This is a genomic window from Metallosphaera sedula DSM 5348 (assembly GCF_000016605.1).
Taxonomy (GTDB): Archaea; Thermoproteota; Thermoprotei_A; order Sulfolobales; family Sulfolobaceae; genus Metallosphaera; species Metallosphaera sedula.
The window spans coordinates 939,225-960,365 of the sequence record NC_009440.1 but is presented as its reverse complement, the minus strand read 5'-3'; the positions used below and the strand labels follow the sequence as shown (position 1 = coordinate 960,365).

Sequence of the window (21,141 nt, the reverse complement as noted above, 5' to 3'; positions counted from 1 at the left end):
TTCGACCTCACCGAGTATCGACAACATAACCCAGAGCTCTTCGAGACTCGAGATGCACCTCTTCCCTCTCCACGAATTAAGACACCTTACGAGACCGTCTCCTCTTCACCATGACCACTGCGACTAACACGAATAAAATCACAAAGATGTACACGGGAAAGGAGAAGGAGTATAGCGAGGGATCCACTTGGTGGTTCACGGTAGCCACGTACCCGTACTTCACCGGGTACTGTAGGGGAACAGGGTAGGTCCAGTTACTTGGGGTTAGAATGATGGGTGACCTAATCGCGGAGAAGTCGAACGCGTTAAGAAGACCCTGAAGGTCACTGTTCTGAACCCAGGGAGTCAGCCAAGGAAGTTTCCAGTTATAATCCACGAAGGCTAACAATGTGTAACCTGACACCGTGTAGTTGTCCACATAGGCCTCCTTTGCGTAAGGCGATATCACGAGTAACGGAATCCTCTGGCCCAGTGACGTCCCGTTCACGAAGGGAGGAGTTACCTGATCATAATAACCGCCACCCTCATCAAAGGTAAAGAAGATCGCCGTCGAGTTCCAGTACCTACTCCTCATGACCGCATTCACCACCTGTGAGAAGGCAATTGCACCAACGGTCACGTTGTCGGGAGGATGCATGTCGTATTTTCCCGTCTCCCCGCCAAGGAACATGACCCAGGACACGCTGGGCAGATTCCCGTCCTGAAGGTCTTGATAGAACACACTAAGGTTGTAAAAATTTCCTGACACACCCTTGAGGGTGGAGATCGGCCACGGTATTCCCTCCAAGTCGTATACGAAATACCCCCACGAGATATTGTGCGCAGTTAACTGGTACATGATGGTCTCATTGAAGGAGTAAATTCCTGATGCCTCGTCGTTGTGAAATGATGGAGGGAAACCCACTAGGTAGGCAATCCTATTGGGTTCAGTCACGTCAAGGACAGGGGAGTAGTAGTTGTCAAAGAGGACGTATTCCTCCGCGTAATCCCAAAGGACCCCAACCTGTTCGTAGGAGAAGTACCCCATGGATTGCGGTCCCGAGAAGAGGGGGAACCCATCCTGTGTGGCGTACCAGTAATCTTCGTGGTATGTGGTATACCCCTCGATCGGGTCTGGTGGAGTTGAGGAGTTAATGTAGAAGGGATGAGTGTACAGGGGTATTCCAGGTATCCAGGGAACGTCTATCTGCATTAATTTCCCTGGACCATCTACTAGGTTGACTGGCCTCATCACTGAACAGGTCACGTTATTCACTATGGGAGGAACCCCAAAGGGGTAAACCCCGAAGAGGTTATCGAAGGAATGATTTTCATCTATCACGATGATCACGTGCTTGATAGGGGTCGCCGTGCCCGTCTGGGTCGTCACGTTAGATACCACGTGAAGTGATGGAAGGAGTACTAGGAACAAAGCTACCGAGACCAACCTCATCTAGACACCTAAGTAGGGTACAGATCTACCGAAGCCCAACAGGTTTGCGACGATGGCCAACAGGATGAGCCCCACCACTACACCAAATATCACGTAGTCCTCCTTCCTGAACCCAAGCTCCACGATCTCCGTCCTCCTTGGCGAGGCCCTAAATCCGCGCGTGTCCGCAGAGATGGCCATGGTTTTGGCTCCCCTCAGGAGGTAAACCATGGTTGGTACCAAGGCGAGGATCGCAGAATAGAGGAGAAGGAAGGGGTACACAATCCTAGGTTTCCCCCTACCTAGTCCCCTAATAAACTGCATCTTCACGGAGGAGTCTAGGAGCTCAAATATCCTTGGAACAGTCCTCACTCCCACGAGGAGAGAGAAGGTTAAGGAGAGGGGTGCCCTCAACTTCGTGAACATCCTGAAAATGTCTGACGTTGTTGTGGTCAACACCAGGATCAGGGCAGAGGCGAGAACTGCGGTAACCCTAAACCCAATCTGCAGGCCATACATCAAGGCCTGAAGGGTAAGGTTGGGTTGATACCCCATAACCTCGAAATAGGAGGGCCATGTCCACACCGTGACCAGGTTCTGGTGCGGGAAGGCCAACTCCAGGATAGATGGAGTAACGTAGGGTGCAACGCTCCACATAGATGAGATAAGGCTACTCACTAGGACCACAGAGAGGTACACGAGCTTTCTAACCCCGTCCCTCAGGGTAAGGTAAACCAGGGAGATAGCGAGGGTGAGGAGTGCACCTATCCACCACACCGTGGTCGACGCAACCCCCATAACCGCCAGACCTAGGAGAACCTTAGTGACCGGGTTTACCCTGTACATGAAACCTGTCCCACTCTCGTATCTGGTTATCTCCATGAAACCCTTGAGCCTGACCACGGAGACTATGAGGAGCACCGGAAACCCCACTCCATAAAAGAATAGGAACCAGCTAATAAGGGTCGTGATGAGACTCATCTTTATCCCTCCAGCGGATTCCAGGTTCCAGCTTCAACCAGGTACTCAGTGGGCGGAGTCACGATCCCCACTCTGAACACCTCCTCTGGCGTTCCCTCAGTCACGATTCTTCCCTGGTCCATCACGATCACCCTATCGCAGAACTTGTCTACGAACCTTGAATCGTGTGTGACCACGAGCGTTGATATTCCCCTCTTCCCCAGTTCCCTCAACTCTTTCCCCAGGTTCTCCCTATGATACCAATCCTGTCCACTCGTGGGCTCATCCATCAGGACCACCCTCTGCCCCCTTCCGAGGATAGAGGCCATGGCTACTCTCCTCCTCTGACCAAAGGATAGGGTTAAGGGATCCTCTTTCCTTACTTGGTTCAACGAGAATAACTTGAGGTATTGCTCTGGATCGTTGGAGGAGGCCTTAATCTCGTCCTCCACAGTTCTCCTGACAAACATTACGTCGAAGTTTTGAGGTAAATATGCGACGTAACTTCCCCTCTCGTAATACCTAGACCTGGAGATGTCCTTCCCACTCACGACCAGGTGAACCTCGCTCCTCAACTTGGTGTCCAGAAGGCCCATGATCGCCTTCAGGAGAGTCGTCTTCCCTGCCCCATTCCTTCCCATGAGGGCAACTATCTCGCCCTTCCTCAGTTGAATCTCGGTGTCGACTAGGACCTTTCCTTCCTTAGTCCAAACCTTAACCCTCGCGAAGAGTGAGATGCTCCCACCCCTCACCCTGGGGATCGGACTTCGCCTATACGTCGAGAGGGAATCCCGAGTTACGCCGTACCTTTTCATATGAAGGTAATACTCGGGTACCTCAACCCCTGCCCTGGTTAACAGGTCGACGTGCTCCATTAATCTGGCCTTCTCGACGTTCAGGGCAACCCTTCCTCCATCCACTAGGATAACCCTATCCACGTAAGGCAGAACCCTCTCAACCTTATGCTCCACAATTATCATGCTCACGCCGGAGTTCCTTAGCGACCTCAGGAGACCCAGGATCTCCGCTGTCCCTTGGGGGTCAATGCTGGACGTGGGCTCATCAAGGATGAGCGCCCTAGGCCTCAAGGCTAAGACGGAGGCAAGCACAGTCCTCTGAAGTTCACCCCCGGACAGTGAGGATGTCTCCCTCATCATGAGGTGGGAGACCCCTGTGACCCTTGCGGACTCCTCAACCCGTGACAGGATCTCCTCTCTAGGAAGGGCAAAGTTCTCCGGTCCGAAGGCGATCTCGTCTCGAACCAGGTGATGGAAAACCTGAGCCTCAGGGTCCTGCAGGAGGGTTCCCACTAGCTTGGCCATTTCGTGAACAGGTGTCTTCCTGGGGTCCCTCCCGAAAACCGTGATCTCTCCCTCAACCTTGGCCGAGATTAGGTTGGGGATCACACCATTCAAGGAGCTCACCAGGGTAGACTTCCCTGAACCGGACTTGCCGAGTACTAGGACCGACTCCCCCTCCTTGATATCCAGGCTGTCCACCTGAAGGGAGGGCCTTCCTCTTCCCAGATAAGTTACCTTAAGGTCCCTTATCCTTACAAACAAGCTAGAACCACCAGTTCACTGACCCACTGCCCTCGCTATCCTCACGGCCAGGATTGAGGCCAGTATACCCATGACGATGTCCCCAGGCATGAAGGCCCCTAGATTAAAGAGGATGTGAGCCCAGTTCACGTATGAACCGTAGAGGAAGGGGCTAAAGAAGGCGCTGTAGAATACTGGATCGGGAATCGCCCACGTTAAGCCAAGGATCGCGCCCTGTATCACACCTAGAATCGTGGTGGTCCTTGTGGCCGTAGCCTCGCCTGCTCCATTACTTAGTTCCTTCCCTATCCCAAAGAGGTGGCCTCCAGTTACCGCGATCATTATGTCCACGAAAAGTCCATAGGTTAGCGACTCGTAAATGAAGTACATGGGTTCTCCACCGAAACCGTAATGGAAAAGGTCGCCCAATAGGTTATACACGAGCAAGGTAAACATCCCCGCACCCACCTTCCTGACTAGGGCAGCTATGATGAAGACAATGATAAGCCTACCCCAGAAACCTACACTCACGAACGGCGTGCTTGGAAGGAACCTTCCCAGGAAACTACCAATGTAGAACTCCCACACTACCGAGAAAGCTCCACCTATCCCTATGTAAACCAGGTCGATCGTGGTGAAGGACCTGAGACCTCCTGTCTTCCTCCCGTAATACACAACAAAAAGAAGAGCGCCTAGAAAGTAAAGTACCACTATCTCCCAGGGAATTTCTCCCGGAACGTTTATTGCTCCCTCAATTCCATTAAATCCCATTTTTATCATGAGTTGATCGTTACAGAGTTTATACAAGTATTGTATAGAGAATTCAGAAAGTATATAGTTGTATGTAGATTACTGGTTCTATAGAGGAGCGATAGGGGCGGTCATGAGAAGTTCACCTTGTATCGTGTCCCTGGTTGGTCCAATCAACTTCTGGCTCTATCTCAGTACTTGAGGATAAATCGTGGGGAAGGACAAGAGTATACTTCAATCCACATCTCCTAATGGCACGGCTCCCCGAAAAGTAGGAACCATATAGGTGAAGCCAACCGAAGAAGTCGAAGGGCTTCATCTACGACTTTTAGTCTATCCGTTCTCCTTCTTGGTAAGGATTGCTATCAATTGGTCAAACCTTGCGTTCATGTCCTTACGTAAGTCGTCAATTCTTCTGTTTAGCTCATCGAACCTTGACTCAGACCTCTTCTCCATCTCATCAAACCTCTTGTCGGTGTACTCTTTAAGTTCTTCGAATCTCTTATCGGTATATTGCTTGAGTTCTTCGAATCTTAAGTCCGTGTACTGCTTCATCTCATCGAATCTCTTGTCGGTGTATTGCTTGAGTTCCTCAAACCTCCTGTCGGTGTATTGCTTTATCTCCTCGGTCTTCTTATCTGTGTAGGACCTTGATTCCTCGAATTTCCTCTCTACTAGATCCCTCAATCCCTTCACCTCGGACTCCAGCTTATCAACTCTCCTATCCAGTTGAGCCTGGAGGTCATCTATCCTCTTGTTAGTAAGGTACGCGATGAGAACTTGATATTCCTGTTCCGTGATCTTCTTCCCCTGCTTCGACTTCTCGACAATCCCCTTCACGTACTCTAGGACTATGTCAGTCACGAGGGAGGTAATCTCACTCATATGTCTCAATTCTCGCGAATATAAATAAACCTGAGAGTTACCTGAAAATGGTGGCGTGAACGAACCTACCACATTAGGCTAGTTGAGGGGAGGCGGGGCACGTTGAGACCTAGAAAGTTAACGCATGGTTCTGAAAGTGGTCAGGATAGAAAACCAGTTTTCCGTAAAAGTAGTCGGCAAATCCGTCCACAAATCCTAGAATTCAAGGGACTGAACAGAAGGCCGTCATGCTAGCATCTCTTCAACGACTATGGAGGGAGAGGAGCCTCTCCTAACCAGAATTCTCAAGGCCGTAAGTGACGAGCGACAACTGGCCCCATGACGTCTTCTAGTCTCAAGACCAGGAATGAAGTCACCTATTTGTCCTGAAAGCCCTAGGGACTCAACAATAGAGACCTAAAGCTGAGCGACTTGCTAATTGCGTCCTGAGAATTCTGTCTCAGCCGGACAGAGTTCAACGTGGAGAGTTCATGAGAACGTAAAGGTCTGCCTTCCAGGTTTCCGTCTAATGAGGGGCTTGGAGGGAACTGGAAGCGTAGCCCAGAGGTTAACCAAGAGCCTCGAGGACTACCAACCATTCTCGCCATCCACGGGGTGTCAATACCATTCACGTTACTTATTCATTTCATTTAGATTTTAGTGCAACCAAGATGTATTTGAAGAATAAACCTTGAGTTTCTGGTTTTATCACAAAATCAACGTGAAATATGTCTGAAATCCTTTTCATGTCATCGCGAAAGGGATCCACGAACAGGCTTTTCTTTATGAATCCGTCGGCGTTTACGAAGTACGATCCAGGTTTAAGCACGTCATGAATATTCCTGTAAGCGACGAATCTCTTTCTCCCTAGGTTGTGGAGCACCAGATTGGATACTGCAAGGTCGAATTTCCCTGGGGGGAGAATCTCGGTTACGTCTGCCTCAACGATTTTCACCCTATCGAGGACTTGAGCGATCCTGAGATTGTTTTCCAGGATATCCCTAGAGTTTTCCCTCAGAGATGATTGGGTAAACACGTCCACGCAGGTTATTGTGGCCCTAGGGAAATAAGAGGCGGTGAGAATTGTGAGGAAACCTAAACCGCAACCTACATCTATGATCTGTAGGTCCGCGTTACTATCAAGTATCCTCTTAAATGCCTCCATAAACATCTCCTTGGCCGTTTCCCTCATTCTTTCGGATTCCTCAAATGTGGTGTGATGATACGTTCCAAAGTATGATTTGTCCATCTCCTAATGTCTAGTTTCTTCCCCTAAAAATAGATGCGGGAATAGGGGATACTTCCTGATGGGAATCCCGTGTTTCCCCATCCTCACAACGGAATAGTTCTGGAGTAGAGAAATGTCGCAGATCAGATCAACTGATCCAGGTATCCTTGAGGTGGCGTCAACAGTCAAGAAACCAGATCTGGAGGCCAAGAGTTCCAAGAGGCCTTTCTAGAAAACTGAGACCCACGACCGACTCTAGAAAACCTTACCTCGATAACAAGGTAAATAAGTTCTTACTTCCAGTTCCCTGACACCGACACTTGAAGGAATAAACAGGAAAAAGAGAGCTCGATTTCCTAGATAATCTTTAGTAATTCTTCAGCCTGCTGTAAAGATGCGTTGACTCCACTCACCTCTATTCTAATGAACTCGTTGCCCTTAACTGCTTCAACCAGCGTACTCGTGTTATTGGAATATACTCTCGTGACATATAATATTGTGTATCCATCATATCTAGTTAATTTAAGAATGAACCCTGTCGGCATCTGAGGCTCTTGGGGAACATGGAAAATACCTGGGATATCAATGCCCTGTATTGTTACGTTGGACGCGTTACCCACGCTTTCAATTATCTGCATCTCCTCGATTGTTATGGTCGCGTTCGTCCCATTAACGTTTCCCACTAGGACCTCCCGATGAAACAGTCGGAGCAGATGAGGACAGGATAGTGTCACAGTAGTTCCATTCTGATATGCGGTAATATTGGTGATGCCTGGTATCCGCTCTATGACCTGGTCACATGTGTTGTTAAGGGCCACTCTCCATGAACCGCCGAAAATACCTTGGACAGATGACGCTGATATGACGTCGACTGATGAGGTGGTGGGAGATAGAACATGTGTTGATGAGGTCATTAAAACTATTGGTAAGGCTATCGCGAGAGCCACCACCATGACGCCGAAGATGATAAGCCACTTTTTACTCCTAAAGGGGGAGTTAGGTGGCTGGTTTCGATCTGGACCTGGTTGAGACATTTCCTTGAAATTTGAGGAACCTCCAAATATTAACCTTATCCAAGCATGGATAAAGCTTAAATATTATGTTGATCCGTTGAAGTCGCGAAGGGAACGTGACAAGTCGAGCCACTTGGACGTCACGTTTAGCATGAGATGCGGGTCGGTCCATCAGTTTCACGCATCCCCACAGGTGACTGGAGGTATCACTTTCTACTTCTCCCTCAAGGCGATTGCGACCTCGTGGGCCTTAGGCCTCCTCTCGGGTTGAGTTGAGATCATCCTCACAATGATGTCCCTGAGCTCCCGTGGACCCTCCATGACTGGGGTCCACCTCTCCAGGCTTTCTCTGGCCCTTCTCACGAGCTCGAGGGCCTTTTCCGGGTCGCGTGGAATGTGGTTGAAGGCCTCGTCCAGGTAAGGCGTGGCCGGGTTGTCGTCCCTTAGGGTGAGTAACCTATACCCGGTCATTCCCAGCGCAAAAACGTCCATCTCCGGTCTAGTCCCCGAACCCTTGATGATAGCCTCAACCTGCTCTGGAGGGCAATAGGCTGGGGTGGCCTGGGTTACCCTCTCACCTGCTCTCACCGTGGTTCTTAGGTCGCCAAGCTTAAGGTTTCCCTGCAATCCCCTGTACACCTCCTCCCCAGTTCTACCTGGATCACTCCTTAGGAAAATGTTTTGGGGCTTAACGTCTAGGTGGACGTATCCGCGTGAGTGGAGGAAGGCCAAAGCCTTCGCGATCTCCCTCAGAATTTACAATTTTATTACTATTTTCACGTAATGTGTAGCATATCCATGTGAGCATATAAGAAAGAATACAAAATTTTATGAAAGCAAATGAAAAGTAAGAATAATAAGACATAATATTCTGTTCATTGTAAGTATTTAAGCCTTAACTAAGGTGTAATGACGAAAAGAAACTAAAACTATTCCCTTCAGGCACTAGTCTTCATGTTCACTGACCACGTGAGATTTTTGATCCTCCGTGAGTTAATGTACTCCCCACCAGAAGATAAAGAATATCCAGCCAATTCTGATTATTCTGTAGACTGGGTTGAACGGCAGTCGATATGATCATGAGCACAATAACTATCGTTTGTGTAATTAGGACCATAGTCGAACGATCAACAGGTTTAGGTTGGGACATCCAACTTATATCAACACCATCCGATAATTAGTTTTTGTAAGACGGTACCATAGTGCCATCAGATAGGTATGAATATTTGTATAATAAGGTAATACTATTGGCAAAAGGGGGAGAAAACCTGTTTACAGGGAGATATCTTGCCCTTCCTGCGGTAGGAACCACGTGGTTAAGAAGGGTAAGTCTAGGGGGAAGCAGGAGTATTGCAGGAACTGCGGGAGACAGTTGGTGGATGGAGCTACGCATCGTTATGACAAGAGCGTGAGGGAAAGGACGCTCAAGATGTACGCGGTTGGGATGGGCATGAGGGCGATCTCCAGGGTACTCCAGGTGCCCCTTGGGACGGTCTTCACGTAGATCAAGAGGTACGGTGGGAAGAGGTACGCGAAGCTCATCGACCTGTGTGGCGCGAAGAAGGTCGCGGGGGAGGGCGTGTAGTTGATGAGATGTGGACTTACGTGAAGAGGAACGCGAAGGCATTCTACGTGTGGGTCTTCACTTTCCTGATCTCAAGCAAGAGCATGTACGTTGCCTTCTCCGTGGGCGACAGGGGAGAGACCTTTCAAGAACTTAGATATCTACCTTAAAAGGGGACTTGGGTAAGTGACAACAACGCATACTTCCTCTTGCCGAAACACACCGTCGTGTCACCTATGAACCCCAACGAGTCCCTTCACTTATTGCTTCGCGATAGGCTCGTGAGGTTTAAGAGAGCTACGAAGGCTGTGAATAGGAGCCTTGAGATGATGAGGTACTCGGTGGGGCTCTTCCTGTGGGAACGCGACCTAATCCCAAAATTTGTAACTTCATGATGTCACTGTGCTAGGGACCTTAAATCTCCCGGGCGAGAGCCCGAGGAAATAGCCTGCTAGGGCTTCCAACTTCTCTAGCGACCAGAACCTGGACTTAAGGTTATTAAGTTCAAGAAAGTAAATCATAATACGGGTCAGGACAGGAAGAGGAATCTTCACGTTTACTCGTGTGATAGACCCATCCTGACCCTTAAATATTATTTTGTCTAATTTAGCGATATTGCTGGATACATATTATTGACGATAAATAAGCTTTATATAGTGGCTTCATCTCACTTTACGCTCATATGAAGAAATTAGCAATAGTAGGAGTTGTAATTATTCTGGGAATTATAGCAATAGTATCTTTGTTCTTTTATTTCGGTATGGGAACAATTAATACTTCAATCCCTGTGACCACAAGCAACTCAAATGTAACGGCGCTTTTAAATGAAATAACAACACTGCAAAATGAGGTAAATAGCCTCACTAACCAAAATCAACAACTGCAATCAATCGTTAACTTACAAGATACAAATACAATTGCAAATGATTATTCTGTAAATCAACCTGCTGGTCAATATAGCACAATTTCATTCACTTCAAATTATGCTGGTTACGTAACTGTTAATGTATTGTCTTCAACCACAAGCAAAACAACTGTTACAATAGTAGAATCCACTAATAATGGACAAACAATAACAAGCCAGACATATAACGTAGGTACAAGTGGGACTGTAGTATTTCCAGTATTACCGGGCAACATAAATATAGAGATTGGTAATAACAATCTAATAAATGGAGCTTCAGAAACTGTGACCATAACTTATACTTATTAATTTTTAATTTTATTGATTAAAATACAAGTATTCCCCTTTATTTAGTAATGCTAGTTTCTGTGTTCTCGCATGGGAGAACATATACAAGTGATTGGCCAAAGTAATTATGGAAAGTCTGATCTGTCGTAAAACTCTAAAAATGATTTAATAATACTGAGAATATATTGACTATTCAAGTAAAACACAATATCATAAGATATCTCTATCTTTTTACCTATCCATTTAGGATATTGAAGCAAATATGAAGGTAAACATATTAACCAATTATGCAATTACTATCCAATGAAAAAAGGAACTTCTACTCTAAATATTAAATCTTTGGGAGTTAGGAGAAGGAAGATAAGATCTATAGGTGCTTCCTCGACCATTGTTCTTGTCACGGCCATAATTGTAATTGGAGTTGTTGCAGTAACAGGATTATACTTGTTCTCCCCGGCATCTCACTCCATTCAACAACCTTCATCTACTCCTCCATCTACAACCACATCTCCTCCATCTACAAGTACGTCAAGTAACGGTGGATCCTCTGGAAGCACATCTACCAATCAGGGGGGTCAACAGAGTACTTCCACTGGTACATCGACACAAGGCACACAGTCCTCATCATCTACAGGCGGATCCTCGTCTGGAAGTACAACCTCCTCCAGCTCCGGTAGTTCAGGCTCATCGACCTCTTCCACAATTACCGCGGTGGAAGTCCTTGATGTGTGCGGATCTATCTCAATCGTGTCTGGTCAATTCCAGGTGAATTCAAACGTGCAATTATCTACCTCCTATAGTGGGAGCGAAGCCGTAATTCAGGGTTCCGCCTCCGAAGTAGGGAACACCACGATCACTGTTCCTCCAACAGTGACGCAGATAGTCATTGAGAAATCCAATGCTAACATCTACATCTCGAACAACTACGTAACCAGTATTACGGCCATAACCAGTAACGGTAACATCGAGATAATATCCAATTCTGCAACTAGTGTTGAGGCGGAAACATCAAATGGTGGAGTAATTCTTCAGTTAAACTCTCCAACCTCTGTGAGTGTGACTGCCTCTAATGGGGCAATACAAGCCCAGTTCTCCACTCTAGACGGCGGATCTATTTCCCTTATTACTTCCAATGGTAATATCTACTTCACGACTCCAACATCCTCAAGCATAGAGGTGTCTGCCATGACCAGTAACGGTGCCATCTCTTACACCTTACCACTAACAAACGTACAAAATATCAACGATCAAATACTCACAGGATCTATGAACGGAGGAGCAACACAGGTATCCCTTGAAACTTCTAACGCAGACATTCAAATAAACTAATTCTAATTTTTGTTTTATCACAATCCCAGGCTAATCAGAAATGGATTTTAATATAGCAAATAATAATTTTTTGAGTTTATTTCGATATATAGTTACATATCTGCTCATTATATAGATTTTATACGGGTTTGTCAACTATTATTCAGTGTATCCTGGGAATTGCAGTTATTTTTGAAATATTCTATACCATATCTATTCGTAACCATGTTATTAATATATATTATACTTGAACTTAATTTTAACCGAGGAGTAATGAGATAGTAGTACTTGACCTAATCATACGATACCTCTTAAAGAAGTACATTTAGAGCAAAAATTAAAATCTTCTTAGATTCACAATAAAATTATGTATGATGATTGGTTTAAGTTGAGACAAGGCTTGGAATATCTGGATACATATCTCACTACGAACAATGAGAAAGAACTAAATGAGTCGATTGATAGAATAATAAGTCTAATAGATAAAAAGATAATTAGTCAAACCGATATTAAGGAAAATTCTGCTAGAGAAGAACCAAATCCAATATGTGTTTTTGTTGGAAACAAGGATAATTATGAACATTGGATGTACTCTTTTAGATATTCTTTAGAAGCAGAAGTAAGTTACATGCTGTGGGGGGATACAGTTAGCTCCAAGTCAAAGAGTACTCCGGACGAGGAGACACATTTCGAATATGGAACTTTAGTCGATGCCTATCGAAAACAAATTAAAGACGGGAATATAGTAGACCCGCTTTTTGCAATATTTTATCTAAATAAATCATTCTTTGGTTTTGGAATAATTACGGACATTAACTATGATATTTTTAGAAATTTTACGTATTGGAAAGAGGTTAGTTTCGATAAAATATGGAAAATGCGCGTTAGAATGAAAGTCCTATATATTCACAAAAAGCTTAGGGACAAGCCTTTTGAAAATTGGGCGTCTTTTGATGAAATTTCGTTTGATCCGTTAACAGATGGGAAAATATCATTAAATGCCAATAATTGCTATCGTAAAAAAGAAGTAATGGAATACTTACTAAATGAATATATTAAACCAAAAAAGGACGAGATAAGGAATACCCTACTCTTCTATAGGGATATCTATCAAAAACTCCGCGCATCTCAGGAGAGAAAGTTATCCTCTCTCCAAAACCTAACAACTGGAAACCTTCAATTTAAACCCCAAATCAGCTGCGTTAAGACTGGAGACATAGTCCTAAATGACCTTTATCTAGGCACTGGACTAGAGACAACTCAGTTTAGCTCAATCTTGAAGGAGAGTATGCGTGGTGGAAATGTACTGTTTGTAGGCCCCCCAGGTGTCGGAAAAACTGAACTGGCTACACGTCTCGCCCGTTATTACGCTGGAGACAATTGCTATACAATAACGACTGCAAATTCACTATGGTTTAGGAGAGATGTTATAGGTGGTGAAACCATTCAGGCAGGTTCTGTTATATGGAAGAGCGGATTGCTAGTGAAAGCATATAATAGGGCGGCCGAAATTCCTTCCGCAAATAGCTTCGCGATAATAATAGACGAGATAAATAGAGCTGACATAGATAAGGCGTTTGGTGAATTTTTCACAATATTTTCCAGTACCGAACTTAGCAATTGGAAGTTACCATCTTCCCTAGTTGATGAGATTAAGAGTTACGGGAATAACGTGGATGAGGAAGCTAGAAGATTCCTAGAGAATTACGAGAGATTGGGAGATAAACCACTGACTGGGCTAAGAATAATCGCCACCATGAACCTAATAGACTTTAGGAATCTCTTCGACATTGGTAGTGCACTGACTAGAAGGTTCTTTGTTTTTCAATTTGAGTACCCAAAGGGAATTGAGGATATATCGAAACTAAATCTTCAAGTAGATAAGGAGATAAAGGACATTATAAAATGTCTGAGAGAGAAATTCTCGTCAAGACCTAGAGGTGACTTACTTGAGGGATTTGATACCAGATCCGGATTTAATATATCGCCTGCGTCCCTCAAGAAGGCAATAAATATTTATAATTCTACTCAAAATAAAGATATACATATATTTCGTGAGATATTAAGAAGCACGCTTGGAACCGTGAACTTGAAGGACTTGGAGAACTACAATAAATACTTTGAAGAATGTGAGAAGAATGTTAATCAGGGACAAACAACTAATTGAGAAAGTGGGTAAGTATTACCTAGCTTACAGGGGAGATATAGACCTAGACAGACTGTTAACCCAGGGCCTAGAGAACATAGAAATTAATGAAATAACTAAATACTTTATTCTGTCATCCATGACCACATGGATCGTAGATAGAGCTTTGGCCTACCTCGAGCAGGCCATCGAAGCCAGGCTAACCTATAGGGAATTTGTAATAAGTTATGATCGCGAACCTATGGGAGCTATTGATTTACCTAGAAGCATTCCTGTGATGTCAAGGGGAATTTATGCGTACTATACTTACATAAAGGGGTATGATGCGCCGGAGTACGCTATCATGAATTATCTCTTGAAGCGTATATATAGTACAGCTTTACAATACTACAATAAAATAAAGGATGTTCGAGAGGAAATCAAATACTTTCGCGTGAAGGGTAGGATGAAAACTAGACTGGATCGGCTAAGGAAAGGTCTCAGCTACTTTAAGGGAGAATATTTTAGACCTTTGACAGATTACGATCCCGAGTGGCTAAGGGAGACTTTCAATCTCTACTATACATTATCTCAGCTAAAGGAACTTTCCTTGGGCATTTCTACTCAGAAGGCGCCGTCTATGAATAAGAAAATGCTTAAAGTGATTTTGTGGAAATTGTATGAGCTTTACGTTTTCTTCATTTTCGTTAAATATCTAGAGAGGGAAGGATTCGATGTAGCGAAGGAAAACGGAAGATATGTGGCCAAGAAAGGAAACAGAAGACTTAGCTTAATCCTTAATAGCGATCTAGATTTCTCGCAACTGGACTCCGTTGATGACTTAGATAATACTGAGATTTTCAGAGGTAGACCTGATCTCTCATTGGTAGCTGGAAATTCTGTACTAGTCGAATGCAAATATTCTAGCAAGGTTGGATATATTACCTCTAGCAGATTTAAACTCATGGCATATGCTTATGAATACAATCCTCTTACCGCGATACTTATTTATCCAGGATTAGATAAGGAGGTTGAGGTCATGGATTCGGAGGAGAAAGCAACGTACCAGATCAATGAGAAGGCCAAGGAGGAAGGATTCGTGGATATTAATTTCAAAAATTCCAAAAAATTATATATAGTGGTCCTAAATCCTGCTGATGATGACGAAACTAACGAGGAGAAAATAGCAAGGATATTTACATCAAATAGTTACCTAAGCAAGTTATTATGATATTACTTGCGGATATTCTCTAACACCTGAAGTTATCTTAAGAGACTATTACAATTGATAGTCTTGGGGAAATAAGTTGGAGCGAGAAAAAGAAAGACTGACTTGGAAAGATTAGTCTCTCTTTTCGACTATTGACACATCCTCAAGTTTAATCCCTGCACTCCTCAAAACTCTCATCATGCTCTCTTCGTCTGGGAATACTAGGTTTATTTCGCCTATTCTAACCCATATCATGAGATATGACAGCGACGTTAAACTCGGGGACCTCGTCGAAACTTTTTCCGCGAGAGATTGGACAAAAGTTCAGATAAGCTTAGATGAACTCAAGGTAAAATGCGTGATGATCCCTCTCCCAATATCTTTATTTCAAGATAGATGCTTTGATTAAACTCTCGAGACCCTACCAATGGTACCCTACTTATGGACCAGTAATGTTCAGGGACTATGAAGGAACACTTAAGGTGTGAAGTACTATGTCCATCCGTTCCTCGTTGGCCCACAAAGAGAAACTTTTACAGGAGAGAGTCATGGAAATTCCCTTGAACTTCGGGACACTTACCTCGGAATCAATTATCAGTACCAGGGTGAATTAATATTGCAAGTACTCCTTAAAATGGTGACCTTAGTCAAGGTTTCACGAGAGGCCCTATTTCAGTGACGAAAATGACGTACCACGCTTCGGATCACACCTTTGGCCCCTTGAGAGTTCTAGTTGTATCCCCTCTAGGACCTACTCTCCCCTCTTACTACTCAGGATCCTTATTAACTCGTCAAATCTGGCGTTCATATCGCTTCGCAGGTCATCGAGCCTCTTGTCGGTTTGAGTGAACCTGATGTCCATATCCTTCTTTAGCTCGTCAATCTTCTTGTCGGTCCTAGCCTCGAATTCCTCGAACTTCTTGATCATATCGCTCTTAAATCCCTCCATTTCCCTTCTAGTATCGCTCTTGAACTCTTCGAATTTCTGGCCCATGTCAACCTTGAACTCTTCGAATTTCTTGTCCGTGTCGGCCTTAAATTCTTCGAATTTCTGGCCCATGTCAACCTTGAATTCCTCGAACCTTTTGTCCATTTGCTTGAACTGTACATCCACATACTCCTTCATCTTAACGAACTGTACATCCACGTAACCCTTGAGCTCCTCAAATCTATGGTCCATGTTCCCCTTCAGTTCCTCAAATGTCTTGTCCGTGTACTCCCTCAATTCCTTAAATTTGCTCTCAGTGAACTGCCTCGACTCCTCAAACTTCTTGTCCATGTGGTCCCTCAAGACGTCGACCCTGCTATCCACGTGGTCCCTGAGCGTGTCGAACCTCTTGTCCACGTAGTCTCTCATGGTATCAAACTTCTTGTCCACATGGTCCCTCAATCCCTTCACATCTTCCTTTACCTCCCTCATTTCCGTGGATAGATCGTCAATCCTCTTGTTTACGAGATAGGATAGTAAGACCTGGTAATCCTGCTCCGAAAGCTTCCTCCCCTGCTTCGACTTGTCCAGGATGCCCCTCACGTACTCCAGAACTAGATCCGACACCATTGATGATATGTCAGTGGCCATTCCCATCTACTCTTCTCCTTAACATAAATAAATCTTGGAGGTGGTCGAAACTACTCCCTTTGGATTTCGAGGAGGCCCGTTTCAGCTATTGAGCTATTCCGTCCCTCAGCTATCTTTCTCTAGTCTAGAACTAAAGGACTTTCTGTTTACTCTCCGTTCTCAAGGAGAATTCGCCTTTTGTGACAAGAAGATCCTTGTCCATGAGAGAAATTAGCGCAATGGCTCTGAACCTGTCAAATTCTATTTTACAGTTCTACGTCTCTCTGTAAAACTTGATTTGACAGTCCTAGTTCGCGTTTTAGAAGAGAAACTTTGGTGGGGCGACTAAGGGTTTGCACCAAGTTCCTATTTCATTATGATCTCAGGGGTGTCTGAATTAATGATCTTGTCCCAGTTAAAATCATTCGTAATAAATGTTAGGTAATCAAGTCCCACCTATCTAGTATGTAGTATACTACTTGGTTCTAATTTTACGAATAGTTTCAATTTAGAGAATAACGTCGCTTCTAAGTGTACAGGTTAAAGGTGTCAGTTCATGCTCATTGATGGTGTGGAGTGTTAGAAAATTGAGATTGTTCTCTCAATCATATTTATTCGTAGAATTGACGTTAAGTAATCAAATACTCCACATTACTCCCTATTCCTTGAATTTGAGTTAGCACGTGAGAAAATGAGGTGTGGACACAACTCCCTTAGACGGCCTAAAGCGGGATCACTGATCCGGCAGGGTAAAGTGTACCCCTTGGGAAAGCCCCTGGGCCCTGATGGAAGATTGGAAGGGAGATGTTGAACCAGCTACCGTTGTAAATCTGAACTTCGTTGAGATTTAGCAGTGTGGAGTTCTCCACCAGATAGACTCCGTTGAATCCAGCCATGATTGGCCCCCCGTGGATAAAGGTAGTGTTCCCAATCTTAACCTGCGAGAACTGAGAATAGTAAACTAGGTAAACGGTTGAGTTTACCACGTAGATCCCCTGTTGGAACGAGGGGTAGGTTGTGTTAGAGGGAGTGTTAGAGGGAGTCACGTTCGTGGAACTGGGGCGTGATGGAGATAGGATATGTGCCCCTCTGAATGCCCCAAAGCCGACCAAGCCTATGGCCAGTAATATGACGATGAGTACGGTGAGCTTCATAGGGTAGGTTTCTCAACTGAACTAATAATCCTTTTCATAACATGATGGGGTTAACTCCTCCCTCTAGAATGAGGAACCTTAAATGACAGTGGAGGAGTCAGAGATGAAATCATTTTCGGAAAATTTTCAAGAGATGAGACAGAGAAAGCTTCCTGACCTAGACCGTTATGAAAGCGCTCCGGGATTGAATTACGATGTATGGCACTGCCCGTGGATCCAGAGCTATTTCTCAACACGAGACAACTATCCCTTATGCTTGGATGCAGGTCTCCAACTATATCATCCCCTGATAGCTCTTTCACGTTCATGTGTAATCTTTGACATATAACCCGTTATACATAGTATTCTCGTCATTGAGAAGTTGTTCAAAAAAGGAGTTGTAATGAAACTAATGCAGTCATCAGGTACCGCGTCTTCTAAGCCCTATCGCCACTCCTATCACCACGATCGCTATCGCGGGAACTAGGTATACCACATAACCGTAACCGACATTCACGTTAACTTGACTCGTGGACACAACTCCGAAGGAATCCCTCACCACTAGTGTTACGTTGTATTTACCCGGCGATAAGGACAGGTTAAGACTCGATTGATCCCCCACCTTCTCTCCGTTCAGCAACCAGGTATAGGAGTAAGGTGATACGCCTCCTCTGGTTAAGGCAGAAAGTACTGCATAACCGCCCACAAGGGAATTCCCCTCCTGCACTGAGATGTTTGCCTCGAGTCTTGGATACACCAAGATGTTGACAGTTCTATTCACGACGAACCCGACCGCGTCCTTGAGGGTGAGGGTCACCGTGTAGTTTCCAGGGGGTTCATGGAACAGGAGGGTTTGAGATCCCCCAAGTGAGGTTCCTAGCGTTGACCAGGACAGGGAGTAGGGAGGAGTTCCGCCTGAGATGTTCGCGAAAAGCAGAACTGGGATGTTAACCTCTGTGATCGAGGAGTTATACTCAACCTGAAGGGAGGGATCTGGATTTACCTGGAAGGTAATTAGTTTCGACGTCACGAATCCCGTGGAGTCCTTGACCGTGACGTTAAAGGTGTAGTTTCCAGGCGGAGGAGATGCGTTCACCGTGAAGTTTGGGTTGCTTGTGGTACTAGTCAAGACTCCAGGTATTGAGTACGAGAACTTGTAGGGAGGTGTACCTCCCTCGACGCTCACGTTGATGAGGTTAGCCTGTCCCTGGTCTAGCCTTGACAAGGCGGTCACGGAGATTGTGGGATCAGGATTCACCGTAACCACGATACTCTTGGAAATCGTGAAGTTCAGGCTATCCTTCACGGTCGCTGAGAGAACGTAGACCCCAGGTGAGTTAAACCTGATGAAATTCCCCACGCGGGTACCGTTGAGGTAAAGGGTAACGACGTAGGGTGGAGTACCACCACTCACGGTGTAGGTGACGTTCCCTCCCTCTCCCACGTCCAGGGTTGAGGGAAATCTCAACTGGATTGTTGGGTCAGGGTTCACGACCACGATCTCTTTCCCTGACGTGGAGGAGACCCCCTGCGAGTCCGTAACCGTAGCGTAAATTAGGTATGTGCCCGGAGTTAGGTTCAGGGTCACTTCGTCACCAGTCACAGTGTAGGTACTCCCATTCACGTGAAGCAACACGGTGTAAGGTGGAGTTCCACCGTTAACCTGGATCGTGACCCTGAGTGGCTGGCCGTAATCCAGGATGGTTTGCGACGAAATTGTGATAACTGGTCCAACCCCAACAACGAAGTTCGTTGAGCTAGACACAGTCTGCCCGAGTCCGTCCTCAACAATCACGGTAAGATTGTGTGAGCCCACGGTGAGAACGCCGAGATTAAGTTGAGTATTGAGCGTGGATCCACCCGTTATCGCCTTCACTAGTGTTCCGTCCAGGTAGAACCTATAGGTGTAGGGCCCCACACCATTAAACACCTGTACGCTCACGTTAACCACAACAGGCGCTCCCTGCTCTGCTCTCAACACGGCGAACGAGAAGTGGCCAAAGGGAGATCCCACGGGGTATAGGGGTTCGTAAAAGTTCTCTTGCCCCAAGGTGACCGTGGGTACCCCGTTCACGAGGGTTGTCTTAAGGTTATCCGCGGCCTCGGCCGTGTCCGCCCCATATCCGTAGAGCTCCTGGGGAGTCTCGTTAACCCCATTCACTACGTACATGAGTGAAAGCGTTGAGTTCATTGAGTTGAAGTTAGTGATCTCCCCACTCCCTCCCCCTCCGAACACGAGCTCGGCGTCATATCTTACCCCTCTTCCAGTGGTGTTGAAGCCGTCCACCAACATATATGCGCTCGTGACTCCGCTCTCGTGGATCGTTACGTTGTCGTACCAATTCATGGTGCCGTTGTAGAACCCAAACATGACCTCAATGCCCTGAGGGACCACGTTGGTCCTCATTACTAGTTGTCCCTTGAAGGGTGTGGAATACCTGAAGGCAGAGATACCGTAAGCGTAGTAATACTCGATGTAGTTTCCTTCCCTGTAGGGGTAAACGTGTCCCTGTCCCGTCAAGGTGGAGTTTGAGAGAATTGAGGGGTAACTTGTGAAATTCCACACGTTATCCTCTACGCACGCTGTGTCGTTATTTGTGAAGAACAAGAGAACGTCCTGAAGCCAGTACTGATATCCGCCGTGAACAGTGTTAACCTGAAGTACTACGTTGAGCTGAAGGGTTGCTGAGTAGGGAGAGATTCCGCTGGGAGGAGTTGAGTTGTAAGCTGATATTGAGTTCACGGTGAACTCTCCCACGACCTCGTTAAACTTCACGATGTAACCCTGTAGACCCTTGGAGGTATTCTTCACGCCGTAGTCCGCTATTCCCACAGGGGCAGGGAGATAGGAGTGGACGGTGAAGGGGACCAGAGGTACTGCAGAATAGGAAAGGAACCCGTTTGCATTGAGGGAACCGTTATTCTCAACAACGACGTAATACTCACCCCCTGGAAGTGGACCAACGTTAAAGCTGATGTTGTTTCCGTAGGCCATGAACAGGGAGTTGAAGGATCCTGACTGAGTAAAGGCCTGATACTGGCTCGAGTTCATTACAAACAATACTACTGGGTTAGTAGAGTTCAGCGTTCCTGTAACGTTCTGACCCGTGTACACGGTACACCAAAAGCTCTCATAGTACCTAGGGAGAAGGTAGAAGGAGGAGGATGGATCTCCGCGAAGATGCGAAGGTAACTCTGCAGGTGGATGAGCTGGGACCATAGAACTGTTAATTACGGGGATCAAGGATAGAACCAGCAGAGTAAGCACGAGAAACTTCATGAGG

General features: G+C 45.7%; 16 protein-coding genes and 2 pseudogenes. 5 read left to right on the top strand and 13 right to left on the bottom strand.

Annotated elements, in window-relative coordinates:
* Positions 1-76: 76 nt before the first annotated feature.
* The 8 genes from MSED_RS05245 to MSED_RS05205 form a co-directional block, all read right to left on the bottom strand.
* Entirely contained in the window at positions 77-1,432 is a 1,356-nt protein-coding gene (locus tag MSED_RS05245) for a phospholipase C (protein WP_012020987.1), read from the bottom strand.
* A complete protein-coding gene (locus tag MSED_RS05240) occupies positions 1,433-2,392 on the bottom strand; it encodes an energy-coupling factor transporter transmembrane component T family protein (protein ID WP_012020986.1) in 960 nt (319 codons plus the stop codon).
* A gap of 2 nt (positions 2,393-2,394) precedes the next feature.
* Positions 2,395-3,933: an ABC transporter ATP-binding protein gene (locus MSED_RS05235; RefSeq protein ID WP_012020985.1), complete on the bottom strand. Its 1,539-nt coding sequence runs from the start codon at positions 3,931-3,933 to the stop codon at positions 2,395-2,397.
* A 15-nt stretch (positions 3,934-3,948) separates the two neighbouring features.
* Entirely contained in the window at positions 3,949-4,683 is a 735-nt protein-coding gene (locus MSED_RS05230) for a hypothetical protein (protein ID WP_048060291.1), read from the bottom strand.
* A 312-nt stretch (positions 4,684-4,995) separates the two neighbouring features.
* The gene (locus MSED_RS05225) at positions 4,996-5,547 is read right to left on the bottom strand and encodes a hypothetical protein (RefSeq protein WP_012020983.1); all 552 of its coding nucleotides are present in this window, start codon (positions 5,545-5,547) and stop codon (positions 4,996-4,998) included.
* 625 nt (positions 5,548-6,172) lie between these two features.
* Positions 6,173-6,775, bottom strand: a complete 603-nt coding sequence (locus MSED_RS05220) for a class I SAM-dependent methyltransferase (RefSeq protein WP_012020982.1) — start codon at positions 6,773-6,775, stop codon at positions 6,173-6,175.
* Between the two features lie 335 nt (positions 6,776-7,110).
* Positions 7,111-7,788 carry a hypothetical protein gene (locus MSED_RS11820; RefSeq protein WP_012020981.1) on the bottom strand — a complete coding sequence of 226 codons (678 nt, stop codon included), beginning with the start codon at positions 7,786-7,788 and terminating at the stop codon, positions 7,111-7,113.
* Positions 7,789-7,980: 192 nt separating this feature from the next.
* Positions 7,981-8,511, bottom strand: coding sequence for a protein kinase domain-containing protein (locus MSED_RS05205; RefSeq protein ID WP_268765955.1), 531 nt, complete (start codon positions 8,509-8,511; stop codon positions 7,981-7,983).
* A 502-nt stretch (positions 8,512-9,013) separates the two neighbouring features.
* On the opposite strand from MSED_RS05205, the pseudogene MSED_RS11985 reads away from it, so the two are divergent.
* Positions 9,014-9,726: pseudogene (locus tag MSED_RS11985) on the top strand (IS1/IS1595 family N-terminal zinc-binding domain-containing protein).
* Positions 9,727-9,729: 3 nt separating this feature from the next.
* Here MSED_RS11985 and MSED_RS12300 read toward each other — a convergent pair.
* Positions 9,730-9,852, bottom strand: a pseudogene (locus MSED_RS12300) (IS6 family transposase); the annotation flags it as partial.
* A gap of 161 nt (positions 9,853-10,013) precedes the next feature.
* Here MSED_RS12300 and MSED_RS05185 point away from each other — a divergent pair.
* The 4 genes from MSED_RS05185 (at position 10,014) to MSED_RS05170 (ending at position 15,187) form a co-directional block, all read left to right on the top strand.
* Complete coding sequence (locus MSED_RS05185; RefSeq protein ID WP_012020980.1) at positions 10,014-10,544, top strand: hypothetical protein; 531 nt, start codon at positions 10,014-10,016, stop codon at positions 10,542-10,544.
* A 282-nt stretch (positions 10,545-10,826) separates the two neighbouring features.
* A complete protein-coding gene (locus tag MSED_RS05180; protein ID WP_012020979.1) occupies positions 10,827-11,852 on the top strand; it encodes a DUF4097 family beta strand repeat-containing protein in 1,026 nt (341 codons plus the stop codon).
* Between the two features lie 346 nt (positions 11,853-12,198).
* Positions 12,199-13,998, top strand: coding sequence for an AAA family ATPase (locus tag MSED_RS05175; protein ID WP_012020978.1), 1,800 nt, complete (start codon positions 12,199-12,201; stop codon positions 13,996-13,998).
* Positions 13,970-15,187, top strand: a complete 1,218-nt coding sequence (locus MSED_RS05170) for a hypothetical protein (RefSeq protein ID WP_012020977.1) — start codon at positions 13,970-13,972, stop codon at positions 15,185-15,187. The genes MSED_RS05175 and MSED_RS05170 overlap by 29 nt, the downstream gene beginning before the upstream one ends.
* Before the next feature lie 111 nt (positions 15,188-15,298).
* Here the strand turns inward: MSED_RS05170 and MSED_RS12460 are convergent, their stop codons facing one another.
* The 4 genes from MSED_RS12460 to MSED_RS11815 form a co-directional block, all read right to left on the bottom strand.
* A complete protein-coding gene (locus tag MSED_RS12460; protein WP_256464112.1) occupies positions 15,299-15,421 on the bottom strand; it encodes a hypothetical protein in 123 nt (40 codons plus the stop codon).
* Positions 15,422-15,917: 496 nt separating this feature from the next.
* Positions 15,918-16,751, bottom strand: a complete 834-nt coding sequence (locus MSED_RS05165) for a hypothetical protein (protein WP_012020976.1) — start codon at positions 16,749-16,751, stop codon at positions 15,918-15,920.
* A gap of 695 nt (positions 16,752-17,446) precedes the next feature.
* The gene (locus tag MSED_RS05160; RefSeq protein ID WP_012020975.1) at positions 17,447-17,878 is read right to left on the bottom strand and encodes a hypothetical protein; all 432 of its coding nucleotides are present in this window, start codon (positions 17,876-17,878) and stop codon (positions 17,447-17,449) included.
* Between the two features lie 400 nt (positions 17,879-18,278).
* Positions 18,279-21,137, bottom strand: coding sequence for a thermopsin (locus MSED_RS11815; RefSeq protein WP_012020973.1), 2,859 nt, complete (start codon positions 21,135-21,137; stop codon positions 18,279-18,281).
* Positions 21,138-21,141: the final 4 nt, after the last annotated feature.

Excerpts from the sequence above, each read along its gene's own strand:
- MSED_RS05180 (WP_012020979.1), top strand. The coding sequence starts at position 10,827 with ATGAAAAAAGGAACTTCTACTCTAAATATTAAATCTTTGGGAGTTAGG.
- MSED_RS11820 (WP_012020981.1), bottom strand. The coding sequence starts at position 7,788 with ATGTCTCAACCAGGTCCAGATCGAAACCAGCCACCTAACTCCCCCTTT.
- MSED_RS05170 (WP_012020977.1), top strand. The coding sequence starts at position 13,970 with ATGTTAATCAGGGACAAACAACTAATTGAGAAAGTGGGTAAGTATTAC.
- MSED_RS05230 (WP_048060291.1), bottom strand. The coding sequence starts at position 4,683 with ATGGGATTTAATGGAATTGAGGGAGCAATAAACGTTCCGGGAGAAATT.
- MSED_RS05245 (WP_012020987.1), bottom strand. The coding sequence starts at position 1,432 with ATGAGGTTGGTCTCGGTAGCTTTGTTCCTAGTACTCCTTCCATCACTT.
- MSED_RS05220 (WP_012020982.1), bottom strand. The coding sequence starts at position 6,775 with ATGGACAAATCATACTTTGGAACGTATCATCACACCACATTTGAGGAA.
- MSED_RS05185 (WP_012020980.1), top strand. The coding sequence starts at position 10,014 with ATGAAGAAATTAGCAATAGTAGGAGTTGTAATTATTCTGGGAATTATA.
- MSED_RS05225 (WP_012020983.1), bottom strand. The coding sequence starts at position 5,547 with ATGAGTGAGATTACCTCCCTCGTGACTGACATAGTCCTAGAGTACGTG.
- MSED_RS12460 (WP_256464112.1), bottom strand. The coding sequence starts at position 15,421 with ATGATATGGGTTAGAATAGGCGAAATAAACCTAGTATTCCCAGACGAA.
- MSED_RS05165 (WP_012020976.1), bottom strand. The coding sequence starts at position 16,751 with ATGGGAATGGCCACTGACATATCATCAATGGTGTCGGATCTAGTTCTG.
- MSED_RS05240 (WP_012020986.1), bottom strand. The coding sequence starts at position 2,392 with ATGAGTCTCATCACGACCCTTATTAGCTGGTTCCTATTCTTTTATGGA.
- MSED_RS05160 (WP_012020975.1), bottom strand. The coding sequence starts at position 17,878 with ATGAAGCTCACCGTACTCATCGTCATATTACTGGCCATAGGCTTGGTC.
- MSED_RS11815 (WP_012020973.1), bottom strand. The coding sequence starts at position 21,137 with ATGAAGTTTCTCGTGCTTACTCTGCTGGTTCTATCCTTGATCCCCGTA.
- MSED_RS05175 (WP_012020978.1), top strand. The coding sequence starts at position 12,199 with ATGTATGATGATTGGTTTAAGTTGAGACAAGGCTTGGAATATCTGGAT.